The following is a 17499-nucleotide window of genomic DNA, read 5'->3' as shown; positions in this document are numbered from 1 at the left end:
TCCCGTGTCTGCGCCGCGCCGTTCGGGCCTTACGCTCGACCTCGCCAGTGGCTAGGTTTCACACATGGCGAACCTCGCGCTGCTCGACGTCGTGCTGCCGTATCTGTTTCGAGGCGAGAACCTGGGGGCTCTTCATGCCGCTCTCTCCGCGCTCCGGGTGGTCACGTTCGAACAGGCGACCGACGATCTCGGTGTCACCCTGCGTGGACACTGTCAGGTCAACGGCCGGCTGCAGCTCAATCCCGCGACCGGCTCACTGACCGCCGACGTCAGCGAGGCGACGCCTGCCCACGATCCGTCGAGATCCGAGCCGATCTTCGATCTGGCCGATACCACTGTCGACTTCGAACTCTTCGTTCCCCGGGCGGGCTCGCAGATCGTGCAGGCGGCGCAGCCGAACTTCAATGCCGCCAACGCCGGAGTCGGCCAGCTGTTCACCGACTGGCGGACGGGCGCACAGGCCGACGACCCGTCGACAGGATTCACCTTCGACCTCATCTTCAACGCGCCGAAGCTGCGTCCGCCGTTCTTCCATCCCGCGAAGGTCAGCAGCATCGGCGTGCTGGAACCCGATCCCTCGCACACCGAGGTGGCCCTCACGCTGCCACGGCTGAAGTTCCGGGTGACGCACGGCAACGGCAATCCAGACACGCTCATCCTCGCGCTGGCGTCGGCGGGCGTCTCGGGTCTCGATGACCCCGGGTCGCTCGAGGTCTCGGAGTTCATCTCGATGGATCCGCCGTACGCGTACGTCGGGGGTGCCGACGACCGGGTCATCGGCTTCGGCTTCCGCAGCGCCACTCTGGACCTGGATCGCGACTACACCCCGCCCGCGCTCGCGGCCAAGACCGGCATCGGCGACGACTGGACCGGGCTGTACCTGCCGGAGGCCAGGATCTTCATCTCGCCCGACGGGCTGCGCAATCTGGCCTTCGAGTGCGGCGCGCAGGAGCTGCTGATCGGCGTCGGCAAGACGTCGGGCCTCTGGGGCGACTTCGAAGCCGCCCTCGTCCAGCAGGGCTCGGGGGAGCTGCTCCTCAATCCTCGATTCGACGGCAACGGGCGGTCGTTCCGCGTCGAGCGCGGCGCGACCACTGCCGGTGTGATCCAAGCCACGGCATGGGTGCCGGAGCACTCGACGCTGATCATCGACGTGAGCGGCGGCCGCACCCCGTATTCGCGCAAGTGCACGATCAACGGCACCGCCCAGCCGGACGACCACACGATGTACGACCTCGATCTCTCGATCGGCGACCACACCGCGATCGTCGAGGTCGAGGTGAGCTCCGGCGCGCCCGGCACCGATCCCGTCAAGATGCGGATCGCGGTGTCGCGGCTGGTCGACCAGCCGACGCTGACGGTGCCGGGTCAGCCCATCCTGACGGATTCCGCTGCACAGATCACGGCGCAGTCGGGCGACCTGACCTTCGCACTGGATCAGGGCACCGGCGACGGGGTGACCATCCGCACGGTACCGCCGGACAGCGCACGCGTCTGGACGGAAGGCGCCAGCAACCTCGGCACCACGTCTGCGCTCGTCACCACGATCGCGGCCAGCGCCACCCGGACGTTCAACGTCGATCGCCCGGGCACCACTGGTGCGACCACGCGAGAGTTCTACTTCCACTGGGACTCCCCGGGCGGCTCGGGCAACTCGAGCATGTCGACGACGCCCGCCACCGACAAGGTGAGCATGAACTGGGAACCCGGCAGTCAGAATCCGATCACTGCATACCGGGGCGACTTCGACGCGCTGCCCAACGGCGCCACGATCAAGATCCAAGGCGATGCCTCTTACGAGGGCGATCCGGCCAAGCTCGAGTACAACACCAAGCTCGCCTACCGCAGAGCGCAGGCAGCGCGCACGGCGATCGCGAGCGCCTATCCGGCGAAGAACTTCAACTTCCAGGTGCGCCCGGTGCTCGCCAACCCGCAGGCGCCGACTCCCACGGAGCAGAACACGTGGTCGGGGGATGTCGGCTGGCCGAGCCACGGGGCACCGAACGATCGCGCGCACTGGCTCGCCACAGTGGAGTACACCGCGAACACAGCGGGGCGACACGCCTCGGTCACGGTGCATCGTCCCGCGCCGGTCCCGACTCCCACCACCGTCACCGTTCCGCCCGCTGACCCCCCGGTGCCCGAGGTGTCGCCGCCGCCGGACTGGTTCCGCAGCGTCAAGGCGAAGGTCCGAGTCGTCGACAGTCGGCTGATCGCCGCGCAGCTCGACCTCGAGGTGGACTTCCAGACGTTCTCGGAGGACCGGCTGCAGGGCAACCTGGGTTCGGCCGCGGGGGCGCCGATCCCGCGCGGTCAGAGTCTCGCCGGCGGCGCACCGGTCGGTCCCGACAACCCGGCCGACGGCATCACACTGTTCCGGGCGCTCCTGCAGACCGACCCGTCCACAGGTCGGATCGACTTCCTGCTGTCGGCGGGCGCGGATCCAGCCGACAAGGACGGCCTGTTCTTCTTCGGTTGGATGCCGCAGGTCAACCCGATGCCGGCAGACAAGGATGTCTGGCTCACCGTGCTGGGGTCGTACCTCAGCTTCTGGCCGCTGCTGGCGGCCGCGCCTCCGGTGGACGCGGTCCGCGATGCCGTGGAAGGCCGGGACGGCGCCGTCGTCGAGGCGACCCTTGCCGGCGCGGCTCTGGCCGCACCGGCCATCGTCGCCGTCCTGCCCTGGTTCCGGATCGAGCGCGTCATCCTGTTCGGGGCGGAGTACTCGCAGACCACCCGCAACGGCGCGTACACCGGGAATCTCCTCGTCGACGTCGAGATGGACTGGTCGATCAACCTGCTCGACATCGTCAAGATCGAGCGCGAGAAGCCGCTGAAGGTGCGCTACAAGGCGATCGGCATCCGGCTCACGAACCGCGACATCCCGCCCGGCGCCTCCGCCGACTACATCGCGACCGAGCGCTGGGACCTTCTGCCGGTGTTCGACGCGTCGCGCGGCTACACGATCGACATCGCCGGCGGTGGTGGTGGGCTGTCGATCGCCGATCCGCTCGGCCAGATCCTGCGGATCGCTGGCGCTCGGCTCTCCAAGTCCAACCCCATGACCCTCGAAGTCGACATCGCGCTCGGCGTGGACCTCGGCGTGGTCTCGGTCGACCAGGCGAGCGTCCGCGCGTATCTCGATGAGGCCCGGGCACCGGAGCTCACGGCGCTGGCCGCATCCGTCGACATCCCGGGCGCACTCGTCGGCTCCGGCTACATGCGCATCGGCGAGTCGGCCGGCCAGAAGGTGATCGGCGGCCAGATCGACCTGACCATCCGCCCGGTCAGCGTCCGGATCGCAGCCGCGGTGGAGATCGCCAACATCGTCGACGGCGCGCGAACCGCGACAGGGGTCTACATCGGCTTGAACGTCGTGCTGCCCGCGGGCATACCGCTCGGGTCGACGGGCCTCGGCATCTTCGGCTTCCGAGGCATCTTCGGCATGCACTACCGGCGCGCCGAGCTGACGCACCCGCAGACGAATGTGCCCGCTCTGGCGTGGCTCAAGAACGCCGAAGGACAGCCCCACCTGCTGAAGGCGCCGGGGAGCGGTCCGGTGCTGTGGGAGCCCAAGATCGACAACTGGGCGTTCGGCATCGGCATCCTCATCGGCACCATCGAGGGTGGCTACATCATCAACCTCGACGGCACGTTCCTGCTCGAGCTGCCCGGCCCACGCGTCCTCATCATGCTGAACGCCCGCATCGTGTCCCCGCCTCCCAGCGTCGGAGATCTGGGGATGACGGGGGGAGTGCTGGCGGTCATCGAGATCACCCCCGACCACTTCCTGATCGGCATCCTGGTCGAATGGGAGGTCGAGGACCTCATCAAGATCGTGATCCCGATCGAGGCGATGTTCCCGTTCGGAAGCAACGCCCACGACTGGCACATCTACCTCGGAGCACGCACGGACTACGGCCCCTCGGTCGAGGTCGATGTGCTGGGCATCGTCAAGGGCACCGGGTACCTGATGTTCCGCGGCAACGCGATCGCGGAGTTCGACAACGGTCACGGCAAGCTGCCGGCCATCACCGGTTTCGGCATCGCCCTCGGGCTGGGCGCCGGCTTCGAGTGGGGCGACAAGTCGTCCGGCCTGTATCTCACGCTCGGCGGTGGGATGGATGCCGTCCTCGGCTTCACGCCCTTCACGCTCGCCGGCAACATCTGGGTCGCGGGCGAGCTGCGACTGTGGATCGTCTCGATCGGCGCGGATGCCAGCCTCACCGTCATCGTGGCGGAGCAGCCGCCGCCCTCGAAGGACCTGTCGCTCTACGTCCACGGCAAGGCCTGCGGCCACATCGACCTGTTCTTCTTCGAGCTGTCGGGCTGCGTCGAGATCACGATCTCGAGCCCCGAGCCACAGGCGCCCATCTCGCCCCTCGTCGAGAAGGTCTCGCTGCAGTCCCGGTCGCCCGCCCTGGCGCAGGGCACCGGCGTCGATCGCGGCATCGACACCTCGCTCGGCACCGCCGTGGCGTCCACCGACTTCCCGGCGGACGGGAGCACGGTGCCGGTCGTGCCGATCGATGCGATCCCGGTGATCTCGTTCCTGCTGCCCACCGGACCCGACGGATCCGTCACGATCGGGGGACTCGAGATCCCCCTCGATCCGGCGCCCGGTCTGCCCGCCGACGGGTTCGCGGAACGCTCCGCCGACCTGTACGCCTACAAGATCAGCCAGCTCTCGCTCGAGCGGGTGCGAGCCGATGGAACGGTCGAGCCCGTCACGCTGGCCGGTGGTGACGCGGCCGCCGCGTGGTGGACGATCGGCGGTGCCACCGATGCCAACCCGGCGGCCCAGCTCGCGCTGCTCACCTGGCAAGTCGATCCCGCGACGAAGGCGCTGGAGCAGACCGAGCGCCGGACCGAGATGATCACCGACCGCTGGGGGTCGGCGTGCGACCCAGCCGCGCCGCCCGCCGAGACGATGTGGACCTTCAAGCTCGAGGCGATCGGGCCGTCGGCCACCGGGTGGGATCTCGAGGGCATCGCCTGGCCCGATCCCGATGCAAGCATGCGTTCCGGTGCGCCCGACACGACCCTGCACGTCTCCGAGCCATGGCGTACGGGCGATCCGCACGTGGACATGCTGCGGGGCGTCATTCCCGCCTACGTGCTGGGTGGTGTCGTGCCCTGCGAGCGGAAGCGGATCAAGCCGGACCGGTCGGCGCTCCTCGGCGGATTGCGGTCTCGTGATCTGGCGGTCGACGGTGGGCGCCTCCTGGATCTCCGGACGCCGCGAGGCCGTCTGGGCGACGTGGCCGACGCCGAGGCCCGCGACATCCCGCACGAGACGATCTCGACTCACGGGTCCGATAAGCCGCTCGTGATCCGTGGTGGGTTCGGCGCGCTGTCGCCGGGGCGGGGCGAGCTGCTTGCGGACGACGACCCGGTGCGCGACCTCGTGACGACCGGCACCGAGTCGAGATCGGTGCGCATCAGCGAGGCGTTCCATGCCAAAGCCCTCGGCGCCCTCCCCGGGCTGCGGGATCTGACCGCGAAAGCCGGCGCCTACACGCTGGACGGACTTCAGGCCGACGTGGCGGCGGGTGTGCCACTTCTGCGCGACACGATCAGCTCGGCCGCGCTCAAGGCCCTGCGCGACGTCCAAGCCGCCGCCGGGAGTGCCGCGGCGACTCAGCCGGAGGTTCCGGGCGCGCGATGCGCGGTGAAGGTGCTCGCGTCGCCGCAGTTCGACTTCGGCAAGGCGACGAACTTCGAGGACCGGGACGCGCGCCGGCGGATGAAGGTGGCCAAGGTTCGCGATGAGGAGCGCGAGTTCGTCAACCTGATCCGCATCCACACCACGGACGGCTTCCGCGACATGAGCATCCTGCTCATCGTGCCCCGCCTGCGCCAGAAGATCTTCACGCCGGTCGTCGCCCGGGTGCTGGATGCCGGCTTCAACGAGCTCGAACGGGTCGTGCTCACCGCGGCGGACTTCCTCGATGCGGGTGCGACCCTGCCGCCGCGGTGGGCGGACCTCGCCGGCCCATGGGGCTACGACGTCGAGGACCTCGTCAATTTCGGGGCGGTCATCGGTCAGGCGCCTGCCCTGCTGCGCATCAAGGGCGATCCGGCCGCGGCTTATGTCGATCTGGGTCAGCCTTTCGATCAGCAGGCGTTCACGCCCGGCATGGCCACTCACGTCGAGCCCGCCCGCCCGACGCAGTACCTCGTTGCGGCGCTGTCCATGCTCACCGGAGCGGAGCTGGTGCGATCGGACTGGGACGAGCACCAGGTCGAGAAGGACAAGGAGCGCCTGATCAAGGCCACGAGTCCGGACGCGACCAACACCGCGCTGCTCAAGCCGGACTCGCGGTACCGGATCACGGTCGCCTGGAGCGTCAACCGCAAGCAGAAGAAGCCCGAGAAGGCCACCGGGAGCAGCAGCGGCACCCAGACCTTCTGGTTCCGCACCGACACCATCGGAGTGGATCCCCGCGACGAGACCGGTCGCGTCTTCCTGGATCGCACCGGAACGCCGGTCGCCGACGAGCCGGTCGCCGTCCGACTGGACTCCTGGCTGATGATGACGACGCCGGAGGACAACGAGCTGGACGTGCTCGGGGGCGAGCCGTTGAAGCTGGTGTTCAACACGCCAGACGTCGATCGGATCTTCGCCGAGTACGGCAAAGAGCTCCGCATCCGCCTCGAAGCGGCCAACGGCATGCACCCCGGTGACACGCCGACGATCCCGATGCCGCTGCCGATCCTGGGCGGGCCTGGAGGGTCGCTCGAGGCGGTGCCCGCGACGCTCAAGTCGCCGTGGCTGCACGGCATCGAAGAGATGAAGGAGAAGGGCCGGCCGGATGGCCGACCCGCCGCACCGTGCGTCGACGTCGACGAGTTCGCCGAGTCGCACAGCGTCGTGGACCTGCCGCTGCCGCTGCATCCCGACATGGGCTACCTGCTCGATGTCGAGATGGTGGACGTCGGTGCCGCCAAGACCGCGCGCGGACCGCGCGTGCTCCGCCGGCATTTCACCACCGGTCGCTACTCGACACGGCGGGGGCTCGCGTCATCGGTGATGGGAGTTCTGCCGACCGCGCAGTCCTGCGAGACGGGGACGTTCTCCTCGATGCTTGCGAGCCTCGGCACGCGTCCCACCGGGGCCCAGATCGACGGGCATCTTCGCGCCCACCACCTCGAACCGTGGAGCGCTCCGAGCGAGCCTCGGGTGGTCGTCTTCTGGGAGCAGGCCTCGGGCGGTACGCCGCAGCCGGTCGCCGTGCTCATCGATGCGGATGCGGCGCTGTCGCGGTTCCGCGCATACCCCGAGCTTCTGGTCGATCCGACGGGTGAGGAGACCGCGAAGCGGTGGGCGCTCACCCGGCGGGAATGGCTGACCGTACGCACCGGCGGAGACGGCGGCATCGTGGACGGCGTCATCTTCGCGCCCGGAGAGCAGCGGGTCGTCATCGTGCTGAAGTCGGGCGCTCGAGGCAAACACCTCACCGCCGCGCTTGTGGCGCTCGGAATGCCCGACCTGCCGTTCCTGAACCAGACCGAGGAGAGTACGACGATGCTCGACCTCCAGTTGACCCGCGCACCCTGGGAGGAGGAAGCATGAGCTACCTCGTAGACCCTCAGGTCTTCGCCGCAAAGGGCGGGATCATCGACTGGACGGCCGTCTCGCGGCAGCACCTCAAGGCAGATCCGGCAGCCTCCATCGCCGAGCGCCGCAAGCTGGCGGGTGCGGGGAGCATCCAGCTGCGCTGGGGGTTCGACCCGGCGCTGGGCTACCCGATCGAGCCGTTCGTCGTGTGGGCCAAGGCCCCGGGCAAGTCGGACCGGAAGGTGGGTTTCAGCCGCACTCCGTTCGGGATCGTTCTGTCCGAGCCCTGCGACGACCTGACCCTGCAGGTCACCGCCGGCGGAGCCGGCCTGGTCATCGCCTATCCGAGCATGCCGCTCGGCGGGGTCGTGGTCGCGATGCGGGCCGTGCCCGCGGGAGCCACCCAGGTGAGGATCACCGGCCCGGCGATCCGGAGTCTGCTCGTCTCGGGGGCGATCACCGTCGACGACGTCACCGCGCCGGTCGATCTGGCCGACGACCCGAACTGGCGTCAAGTGGAGATCGTCGGTCTGCCCAGCGCCGGGATCACCGCCGCGCACACCGACCTGTCGGCCCCGCAGGGACTGGTGTCGGACCCCCTGCTCGCCCCACCGGATGCCGCGCTCGACCGATTCCGCCGAGGCGCGCCCTTCTACGGGTGGCAGGACGAGATCGCCGCCGGCATCCCGATCACACCATGGGAGCTCGCCGACCCCGTCGCGATGATCAAGGTCTTCAACGACGCGATGCTGCCGGACTTCGCCGATATGGCCAGCTCGGCGTTCGGGAGCGGCCAGATGCTGCGGGAGTATCAGCGGCCGATGGTGGTGCCGACCGGCACCCAGACGGCGGATGCGAAGTTCAACCCGCTTCGCATCCTGGTCTACGGCGGCATCTCGGATCCGCTCGCAGCGCTCGTCCTCGGACTGGGAACGGCCTACCCGTGGGCCGCTCGCGACAACTTCACGCTCGCGGCCGTCTTCGTGCCCTCGACCCCGCCCGACTTCATGATCACCGGCACCTTCCTCGACGACGTGGGCAACAAGGTCGAGCGGGCCTGCTTCGTGCTGTCGCCGCAACTGCTGCTGCCGCCACCCACACCCGGCGGCCTCGCGGCCACGAGCAGCGGGGTGCAATCCCCAGCCGCGCTCGACGGACCGTATCGGCCCGTGGTCACGATCACGTGGAATCAGCCGCCGCCGCTCATCGACTTCGGCATCGGCAGCCACGCCTACGCGCGGCGTGCGACGAACCCCGTTCGTCCCGCCGAGATGCTGCTCGATCGGCGTGTCGACGACAGCGCTCTGCAGCCCATCGGCGCCGCGCGCAATGCCGACACCCCTGCGGTGCGGAGCCTCGCCGACACGACGTGGCCGATCGATCCGACGATCACGCCGAACTCTCTTCGCTATTCGGTCGCGAACCAGGACATCTTCGGCCTCTGGTCGGGGTGGTCCGAGTCCGGCATCAACGTCGCCGAGCCGCCCGTCAGCCGGGTGACCCTCACGGCCGCGCGCCTCGATTCACCGCGACCCGGGGTTCCGACACCGCAGGGGCCGGTCCCCTCATCGCTGCAGTTCGACCTGACCTGGAACTGGACGAGTCGCAGCCCGCACACGATCACGGTCGTTGCTCGCCGCTATGCGCAGGTGAAGGCATCCGATCCGCCTGCCAACCTCACGCCACCGACATCCGACACGTTCATCGCGGGCGGGGAGGGGGCGCTGCTCACCCTCCACTTCGATCCGCTCGGTGCGATCGTCGCCGCCACACCGGGCGCCGGCCTGGCGGCGTCCACGGTGCACCTGACCGTGGACGGCCAGCACACGTCGCCGGTGCCGCTGCAGGATCGGTCGACCCGTCGATATCGCGTCACTGTCACCGGGTTCTCCCTCGACTTCGCCTCGACCGCACGGTGGGGGCTTGGTCTGTGGGCGCGCGGGCAGGAGCACATCGCGCCGCAGCGGACGAGCGAATGGAACACCGTCACCGTGCTCTCGGCCGCCGACCCGCGACCACCGGTTCTGAGCACGAGCTTCGACAACGTCACGCTGGCATCGATGCGGGACGGCGAGGGTCTGCATCATGCTCGGCTCGAGTGGGGAGCGATGGGCGGGGCAGTCGCCTATCAGGTCTACACCGCCTCGGAGGCGACCTTGCGCGCGCATTACGGGATGCCGGAGCAGCGTGCGTCCGACACCCTGACTCAGCGGCTCACGGCGCTGCAGGTCGCCTTCGGCGCCAACCCGGACCGCCGGCCGTGGACCCGCACCAGCAAGGATCCGATCACGGAGACGTCGGTGCAGGTGAAACTGCCGCGCGGCACCAAGGAGATCCAGTGCTACCTCGTGATCGGGGTCAGCGCCGGCAACGTGGAGTCCGAGTGGCCCACGACCGCTGACCCGCTGTGCGGCAAGCGGTTCGTCGGCTTCGCCGCTCCCGTCGTCGTCACGCCGCCGCCCCCGTCGTTGGAGGTGGGCCAGGGCGTCAACCAGGCCGTGAGCCCCGCGGCGTACTTCGCGACGGTGCGGGTCGGCTGCGACAACGGAGCGATGATCTCGCGCATCGACCTCTATCGCACCAGGGTGGCCGACGCGGCAGCGCGAGTGGAGACCATGGGCCCCCCGCACGAGACGATCACGACCACCACCCCGGCCTACACGATCACGGGGAGCGCCGGGCATCCGATCCTGAGGGTCAGCGGCACAGACACCGTCGACCAGGGCTCGTGGAAGCCGGTGTACTACCGTGCCGTCGCCTGGTCCGCGGATGATCCGACCCGGGGCCAGTACGCCGGCCGGTCCGCGCCGAGCGTGCCCCGATCCGTCGTCGTCCCGCCGTCCGGACCGCCGAATCTGGGGTCGCCGGTGGCAGTCCTGCCGACGCCCGGATCGGCACTCACGAGGATCGACCTCACCACGACGGCGCCGGTGCCCGACACCGTGCTCGGCCCGCACAGGCTGGCTGCGGACGCGCAGCTGATCGCCGCAGACGGTTCGGTCACCGAGGTCGCACTGACCCCCGGATCGGCAGCCCTGAGCGCCCTTCCGCTCGCGCAGCCCGGGGCGGGCGCGTCCGGTCTGTGGCGAGACGAGACGGCGGCGGGCAGCACGTCCCTGCACCTCCTGGTGCGCCGGACGGATGCCGCGGCCCGCATCGCGGTGAGGGTGCGCATCACGGATCCGCTGGGCCGCATCACCGAGAAGGTGATCGAGGTGCCGCCGGTGCCGGCGGATACGCCACCGGACATCACCTCGCCGCAGGTGGACGCCCTCACCGGTGGGTGGGTGCTCAGCTTCGCGACATCCGTCCCCGACTCGACCACCGCCGGAGATTACCGCCTCAAGGTGGCACTGAAGCGGCGAGGCATCGCCGCGCCGGCGACGGTCGACGTCTCGCTGGGCGACATCCCGCTGCCGCCCCGGCCGCCGAGGACCCTGTTCACGAGTCCGACCCCGACGATCCCGGTCGCCGCTACGAGAAGGGCCGCGCGGACCCGCACGATCGGCATCGGATTCCGCGCCGCCGGCAAGGCGACTGTCCAGCTGGTCGCCCCCGACGGCACGACCACCACTCTCACCCGCACGATCGGACCGCTGCTATGACCATCGTGAACCAGCAGGTGCTGACCCCCGCCGACGTGACGAACCAGGTCAACGCGAACGGCCTGGATGTGCTCGGGGTGACCGTGCCCGCGCTGTCCATGACGTGGCAGTCCGCGACCCCGGGTGCGCCGGATGAGACCACGCTCCGGCTGACCCTTGACAGCACCCCCGTGGCGCCGTTCACCGGCATCTACGAGGTCGTCGCCGCGCCGGTGCGGTACTCCGGGCCGTCCGGCGATCCGATCACCGCGGCTGCCGGCATCCTGGCCCTTCATCCCGAGGCGATCCACCGGCTCGAAGCGCTGGTGCGCACGCGACTCGGGTCCCTGGACCGCCCGATCCCGGTGGCGATGCTGATCCACGGCGCGACTCCGCCCGCGCAGCCGCTGATGAGCTGGTTCCGCGCCGGCGAGCCTCTGCCCGACGCGGGTGACGTGTCGTTCCACGATCGTCGTGGGCTGATCATCGACCCGATCGCGGTGGCGGCCCTCTTCGCCGATCTGCTGTCATGGCGCAACGCTCTGAGTCCGGTGGCCTATTCGGCGGGCACGGTCAGCGGGGCGGGCGGGGTCGGGTCGATCGCCGCCCTGGCGGGCTCCGTGGCGACGAGGGTGCACGTCGTCACCCCGCATGGCGGGGCCTATCGTCCGCGCCGGAGCGGGCCGGCCGCCGTGGACACCGCCCTGAAGGTCCTCGACGCCGCACCGGCGGTGCTTCGGCCGGTCGCAGAAAACGGGCTCGCCGATCTGGCCGCAGGCGAGCACCTGGGATACCCGCCTCTCCCGGCACCGGCCGGTGGCGGGACGCCGCCGCCCATTCCGATCCTGTGGGGCCAGGCTCCCGGTGGAACCCTCGACACGGTGACGTGGGTGCCGCCGGCCGTCCCGGCCGGGGTGACCTTGGCGCGTCAGTTCTTCCGGGTGGTCGCGGTGGACCTCGACTGGCAGGTGCTCGGCAACCGCTCCCTCGCACCGGGCGACGCCGATGTGCCCGGTGAGACGGACATGCCCGCGAACGCTCCGCTGCCGGCGGTCCGCCGGACGCTCGCGAACTTCGCCTTCCTGCTCGATGGCAACGACGTACTCGGTGCGATGGGCGCCGCCCTCGCGGCCTGGCCGGCTGCGGCCGACCGGATCGGCCTCATCGTGTCGCCGGCCATCGACACCACCCTCGCCCTGCCCGCCACCGCGGGTTCGGCCGCGCACTGGCCGGCGATCCCCGGCACTCCGGCTGCTCCGGCCGGCGCCGCGGCGGCCGTTGCCGCCTATGACCCGACGGCGGCGGCGAGCGCACCGACCGCCAACTGGCGCGTGCCCGCCGCGGGCCAGCCGCAGTGGGATGTCATCGTGACCCTTCCCGCGGGCTCGGTCCCGGTGGGGACGTTCGTTCGGGTGTTCTCGCGCACCTTCCAGCTCATCCGCGAGATCGGCGCCGACCCGAGCTTCGTACGCGGGAACGGCGGGTCTGCCGTGGTGCAGGCCGCCGGCGCGACCTCGGTGCTGCTGGTCAATCCGTTCGGCTTCGTGCAGGGCGACACTCCGGGCAGCCCGATGCTGAGCATCGACATCCTGCTGCTCGCACAAGACACCAGCAGGCGGATCGCGTCCTCCGTCGAACTGCCGGTCGGTGCCGCGCAGGTCTGGACCGACAACACCGCGACCTTCGGGGGCACCGCTTCGCCGACGGTGGCGGCGCTCGTCGCAGCGGACGGCCGGTCGTCCATCGCGCCGTCGAAGGTGTTCGGCATCCCCGAGCTCACACCGACGACCCCCGCTCCGGCGGACTTCACGGACTGGGTGCGATGGCTCTCGAATGAGGGCACCTGGCCACGCGTCGGCCCGCGACTGCCCTCGCAGTCTCGGTTCGAGACAATTCTGGCGCTGGGCGCGCAGCTCACCGCCGGCCAGCCGTACGTCTGGGATGCCGTGCTCTCGGGGGGTCGCTACACATGGGAGACGCGGTCCACTGCGCCGGAGCAGGGGTCGCCGGGCAACCCCGCCGGTCCGGATGCGCACATCTCGGGCGTGCGAGTGAGCGGGCAGCTCGCCTACGACCTCGCCTTCCACGCCCTGAAGCGGTCCCAGTCGATCGTCCCGACCAGTGCCACGGCGCTGGGGTGGCTGATGCAGACCGCGGGGGACAACTGGGACGAGCCCCCCGCCGACCCGGCTCCCGCAGCGGCGGCGCCGTATCTGGCAGGGGCGATGCTGGAGACCATCTCGGCCATCACCGACTCGCCGGAGCTCTCCCTCCTTCCCGTCCCGTCCGAGACCGACACGGTCGAGGCGCTGGCCGACAGCATCGAGGACGCGCTCGGCCTTGCGGACGGCTCGCTGACGTTCGGGTTCGACAACGAGCCGAGGCTGCGCCACGAGATCCAGCGAGAGATCGCGACGGCCAGGCGAGGGCAGCGCGACGCGATGTGGTCGCTGGCGCGGGCGATCAACGAGGCTCGGGAGTACGTCCTGATCGAGTCCCCGATGTTCCTCACCACTGCGCACCTGGGCGGTGCGACGCCGGATCAGAATCTGGTCGACCTTACGGCTCTCCTCAAGTCCCGGCTCAGCTCGAATCCGCTGCTCAAGGTCATGATCTGCATCCCGCGGCAGCCCGATTTCGCACCGGGAAAGCCGCCGTTCGTCCGGGCGGCGTATCGCGACCGCAAGACGGCTCTGGAGGACCTGATCAGCGCCGACCGCGATCGGGTGGCCGCATTCCACCCCATCGGGTTCCCGGGCCGCGACGCCGTCGGGCGGTCCACGATCGTCCTGGTCGACGATGCGTATGCCATGATCGGCACCTCGCACTGGCGCCGTCGCGGCATGACGTTCGACGGCGGCTGCGACGTGGCCGCGACCGACCGCAGGCTGAACGATCGCGGCGCGGGCGTCACCCTCGCCCGAATGCGCCAGGCACTCCTGGCGGCCCGGCTCGGTGTCGCGGCGGCGACGACCCCGGCGAACACCTCGGCACTGTGGACCAGGCTCGCAGAGCCGGAGTCGGCGTTCGACCTGCTGCGCGACCTGCTGCTGCAGGGCGGGCTCGGCCGTTGCAGCCCGGTCTACGCCGGCCCCGCCGACCCCTCGGTGATCCCCGAGACGGCCGACGTGATCGACCCGAATGGGCTCGCCGGGCCGAGCCTGATGGGGCTGCTCGGGGGGCTGATTCCGAGCTGATCCCGACCGGATCGGGCGCCCGGACGGACGGCGGGTGTCAGTCGCGAACGACGTCCCCCGAACCCGAGACGTCGGATTCGACCGACGGATCTCCCGAGTACGTCACCCGTCCGCTCCCGGAGATCTCGGCGGAGAGGGTGTCACTCACCGCGACATCCACGTTGCCCGACCCGTCGATCGCGATGACGGCATCCCGAGCCTGCAGTTCGTCGGCGTCGACGTTGCCACTGCCCGACAGTTCGACGGCGAGCTCGCCCGTCGCGCCCGTCAGCTCGACGTCACCCGAACCCGAGAGGCCGATGTCGACCTTGCCGGTATCGAGTCCGGTCCACTCGACGTCGCCCGAGCCGTCGAGATCCAGTCGCACCGAGTCTGCGGACGACACGGTCGCGTCGATGTCGCCGGAACCGTTCAGCTCGATGGCCTCGAGATCCGGAACGGTGAGGACGTAGCGCACCTCGCCCAGTCGCAGGTTCGCGCCGGGTGTGGTGCCGAGCACCAGTGTGTCGCCGTCCACGTCCGAGGTCAGTCGATCGAGCGCATCCTGCGGCGCGTGGATGACCAGGGCCGGCGCTCCCTCCGAGATCGAGATGTCACCGGAGGTGTCGAGCACGACAGTGGACACCGCGCCGATGTCCCGCTCCTCCGAGGTCATCGGGCCGGTCGCGACGAACGGCATGCAGCCGGCGAGAGCAAGGACAGGTGCGACGGCGACGAGTGCGACGGCGAAACGGACAGTATGCATGACGACCTCCAGCGATTGTGAGGGATGAAACGAGCCTACGAACCGCGTCGGCGTCGGGACAGGGGGCTGGCCCCCCAATGCCCCTGGGGGACTGCGCCGGGCTCGATCAGCGCCCGCCGAACTCCCGCACCTGCTTGTAGACCAGGTGGCCGTCATCCAGGATCTTCAGCTCGAGGTCCAGTGCGGTGGCCTTGTCGTTGGCGGCGGGCGAGAAGTCGCAATCGGGGTAGTAGCCCGGTGTCGCGCGGCAGTATGCGCGCTCAACGCGTCTGGCGAGGTCGACGAGCTCCAGCATCCGGTCAGAGGACAGGACCGGCTCGGTCCGCTCCGGCGCATCCGCGGCGGGTTTCGCGAACCTCGTCACGGTGAGGCTCGTCGGCTCGTCGTCCGAGATGAAGGCGGCGATCGTGACCTCGGAGTACGTCGCGGGATCGGGATTGGTCACCAGATTGTTCCCCTGCTGCACCGACAAGGAGTAGCCGTATACGCCGTCGGTGTTCAGCACCCGCGTGACGACCACGGCGTTGGCTGCGACATCCGATCCCGTGTCGTACGCCGGGACGATCGCGATCCCCATGGCGATCGTGCCCTGGTCGATGCGGGCGAAGCTGCGCTCCTCGACCGCACGCTTGTTCCAGAGGCTCGCGTAGACGCCCTTGATCGCGCAGCCCACCGACTTCGGCTTGACCTTGCGCTTGACCTCCCCGTCATCCCCGTCGTCCTCCTCCACCATGCACGGTCCGATCGGACGGTCGCGCTTGGTGGTGTCGGCCGCGTAGCTGTCGTGCAGTCCCGCCCCGTCGAAGTCCGGAACGTCCTCGGCATTCGCGCTCGATCGCACCTTGACCTTTTCCACGCCCGGGATCACCTCGTCGATCTTGGCGCGGACGCGTTCCAGCGCACCCGGCGGGAACGATGCGGCCATGATTCCAGACTGGATGTCGTCGACCCGCCGGCCGCGCTCCTGCGGAGAGAGCCCACCCGTCTGTTCTGCGGCGACGAACGAATCGATCAGCTCCCGCACGTCGGCATTCGGCGGATGCTCGATGAATTCCTGATAGGCCTGCAGTGGCACCGCGAAACCGCGCGGTACGAGATCGTAGCCGCGCTGCGCGCTGGGGCTGCCCGCGTCGCCCACCCTGCCCAGCACATCGCGATGAGCGAGGAAGCCGAGATTGGCGGCCTTCGACCCGTACCGTGCGGCGAACGCGCGCGTCTGCGGCGTCGTGCCCATGGCGATCTCGTCGAAGGAACGCAGGTCGGTCTCGGGAGTCCACTGCAGTCGCGTCAGCGGACGACCCATGCGCTCGGCGAGCTTGGCCGCAACGACCTCGGGCGTCGTCGCCTCGATGGTGAAGTCGTTCTTGCCGACGACGAGATGCACTGGACGATCGGCGAACGGGGCGAGGCGCTCATTGCCCGGCCCGGCGTCGCGCAGCACCGCGTTCGGAGTGCCCCGCTCCTTGGACTTCAGGTTCACGTGCGAGTTGGTGTCCTGCACGCTGCGGGTGAGAACGCCGGCGACGACCGAGAGATCGAGCGGCAGCTCGTCGAAGACGGGGATGTCGGTGGCCGTCAGCGCATCGGTGTCGTCCGGGAAGATGCGGAGGTACCCCCACGCCTCGCCGAGGTTGAGCGGCAGGTACTGGATGGCGCCGAGGATCCGGTCGAGCGGGAGCACCTCGACCTGCAGCGAGGCCAACTGATCCATCACGGTGTCCGTCGTCTGCTGCGATCCGGTCGGAACGAATGCGAAGCGCGCGTCGGTGATGCCGAGCCGAGCGCGGATGGTCGTCACCGCCTCGACCACGGCGTGCTCGCGGATCAGATCCTGCGGGTAGAACTGCAGGCCGTACACCGGGTCCGACGCCCCGTCGAGATGGTAGGTGCGCACGCTGCCGGCGATGTAGCGCTTGTCGACGGTGAAATACGTGACGGCGTTGAAGATGTCGAGCGACTCGGGGATGCGGAACGTCGCCCGGCCGAACGGGTAGTGGAACTTGGCCTCGTCGGGCACGACACCGTTTCGGACGAAGTTGCCGTTCACGAACCTCGCCGACGGCGCGATCGGGTTGCGTCGGTCGATGAGGAACTTGGCCGCTCGTCCGTTCGCCACCAGGTCGCCGGCGTCGGTGGAGACGGCCCGGAACGTGTCGGACGAATCGATCTCGGAGACGGCGAGGGGAAGCTGATCGGGGGCGGCGGGCGCATCATCAGTGGTGGCCGACCGCCGCAGGAACGCGAACGACGGGCTGGGAGCACCCTCAGGTACGGGGAGAGGCACCGGTGGCGAGGAGTATGCCGCGGAGCGAGGAAGAAAGCCGGTCATCGCGTGCGCCCTTCTGTGTTCCCCCGTCTCGATGCAACCGGGCACTCGCTCCGCCGTCAAGACCTCCCGGCATCCCTCGACCG

At 69.7% G+C, this 17499-nt stretch carries 5 protein-coding genes; 3 read left to right on the top strand and 2 right to left on the bottom strand.

Features of this window, described 5'->3' with window-relative positions; genetic code table 11:
- Positions 1–64: 64 nt before the first annotated feature.
- Genes ABD188_RS17955 through ABD188_RS17945 form a run of 3 tightly spaced genes read left to right on the top strand, consistent with a single transcriptional unit; the run spans position 65 to position 14342 of the window.
- On the top strand, positions 65–7576 hold the full coding sequence (locus tag ABD188_RS17955) for a hypothetical protein (protein WP_344065530.1): 7512 nt from the start codon (positions 65–67) through the stop codon (positions 7574–7576).
- Positions 7573–11166: a hypothetical protein gene (locus ABD188_RS17950; RefSeq protein ID WP_344065527.1), complete on the top strand. Its 3594-nt coding sequence runs from the start codon at positions 7573–7575 to the stop codon at positions 11164–11166. The genes ABD188_RS17955 and ABD188_RS17950 overlap by 4 nt, the downstream gene beginning before the upstream one ends.
- Positions 11163–14342 carry a phospholipase D-like domain-containing protein gene (locus ABD188_RS17945; RefSeq protein ID WP_344065524.1) on the top strand — a complete coding sequence of 1060 codons (3180 nt, stop codon included), beginning with the start codon at positions 11163–11165 and terminating at the stop codon, positions 14340–14342. The genes ABD188_RS17950 and ABD188_RS17945 overlap by 4 nt, the downstream gene beginning before the upstream one ends.
- Before the next feature lie 37 nt (positions 14343–14379).
- On the opposite strand, the gene ABD188_RS17940 is transcribed toward ABD188_RS17945, so the two are convergent.
- Complete coding sequence (locus ABD188_RS17940; protein ID WP_344065521.1) at positions 14380–15087, bottom strand: head GIN domain-containing protein; 708 nt, start codon at positions 15085–15087, stop codon at positions 14380–14382.
- 106 nt (positions 15088–15193) lie between these two features.
- Positions 15194–17416 (bottom strand): PEP/pyruvate-binding domain-containing protein, encoded by a 2223-nt coding sequence (locus ABD188_RS17935; protein WP_344065518.1) that lies wholly within the window; start codon positions 17414–17416, stop codon positions 15194–15196.
- Positions 17417–17499 lie beyond the last annotated feature (83 nt).

Origin of the sequence: Microbacterium pumilum (genome assembly GCF_039530225.1) — a bacterium.
GTDB lineage: Bacteria > Actinomycetota > Actinomycetes > Actinomycetales > Microbacteriaceae > Microbacterium > Microbacterium pumilum.
The sequence above is the reverse complement of the archived record's forward strand: the minus strand, read 5'-3'. Positions and strand labels throughout refer to the sequence as shown.

What these genes read in the sequence shown, in the direction of transcription:
- ABD188_RS17940 (WP_344065521.1), bottom strand. Translation starts at nt 15,087, where the DNA reads ATGCATACTGTCCGTTTCGCCGTCGCACTCGTCGCCGTCGCACCTGTC.
- ABD188_RS17955 (WP_344065530.1), top strand. Translation starts at nt 65, where the DNA reads ATGGCGAACCTCGCGCTGCTCGACGTCGTGCTGCCGTATCTGTTTCGA.
- ABD188_RS17935 (WP_344065518.1), bottom strand. Translation starts at nt 17,416, where the DNA reads ATGACCGGCTTTCTTCCTCGCTCCGCGGCATACTCCTCGCCACCGGTG.
- ABD188_RS17950 (WP_344065527.1), top strand. Translation starts at nt 7,573, where the DNA reads ATGAGCTACCTCGTAGACCCTCAGGTCTTCGCCGCAAAGGGCGGGATC.
- ABD188_RS17945 (WP_344065524.1), top strand. Translation starts at nt 11,163, where the DNA reads ATGACCATCGTGAACCAGCAGGTGCTGACCCCCGCCGACGTGACGAAC.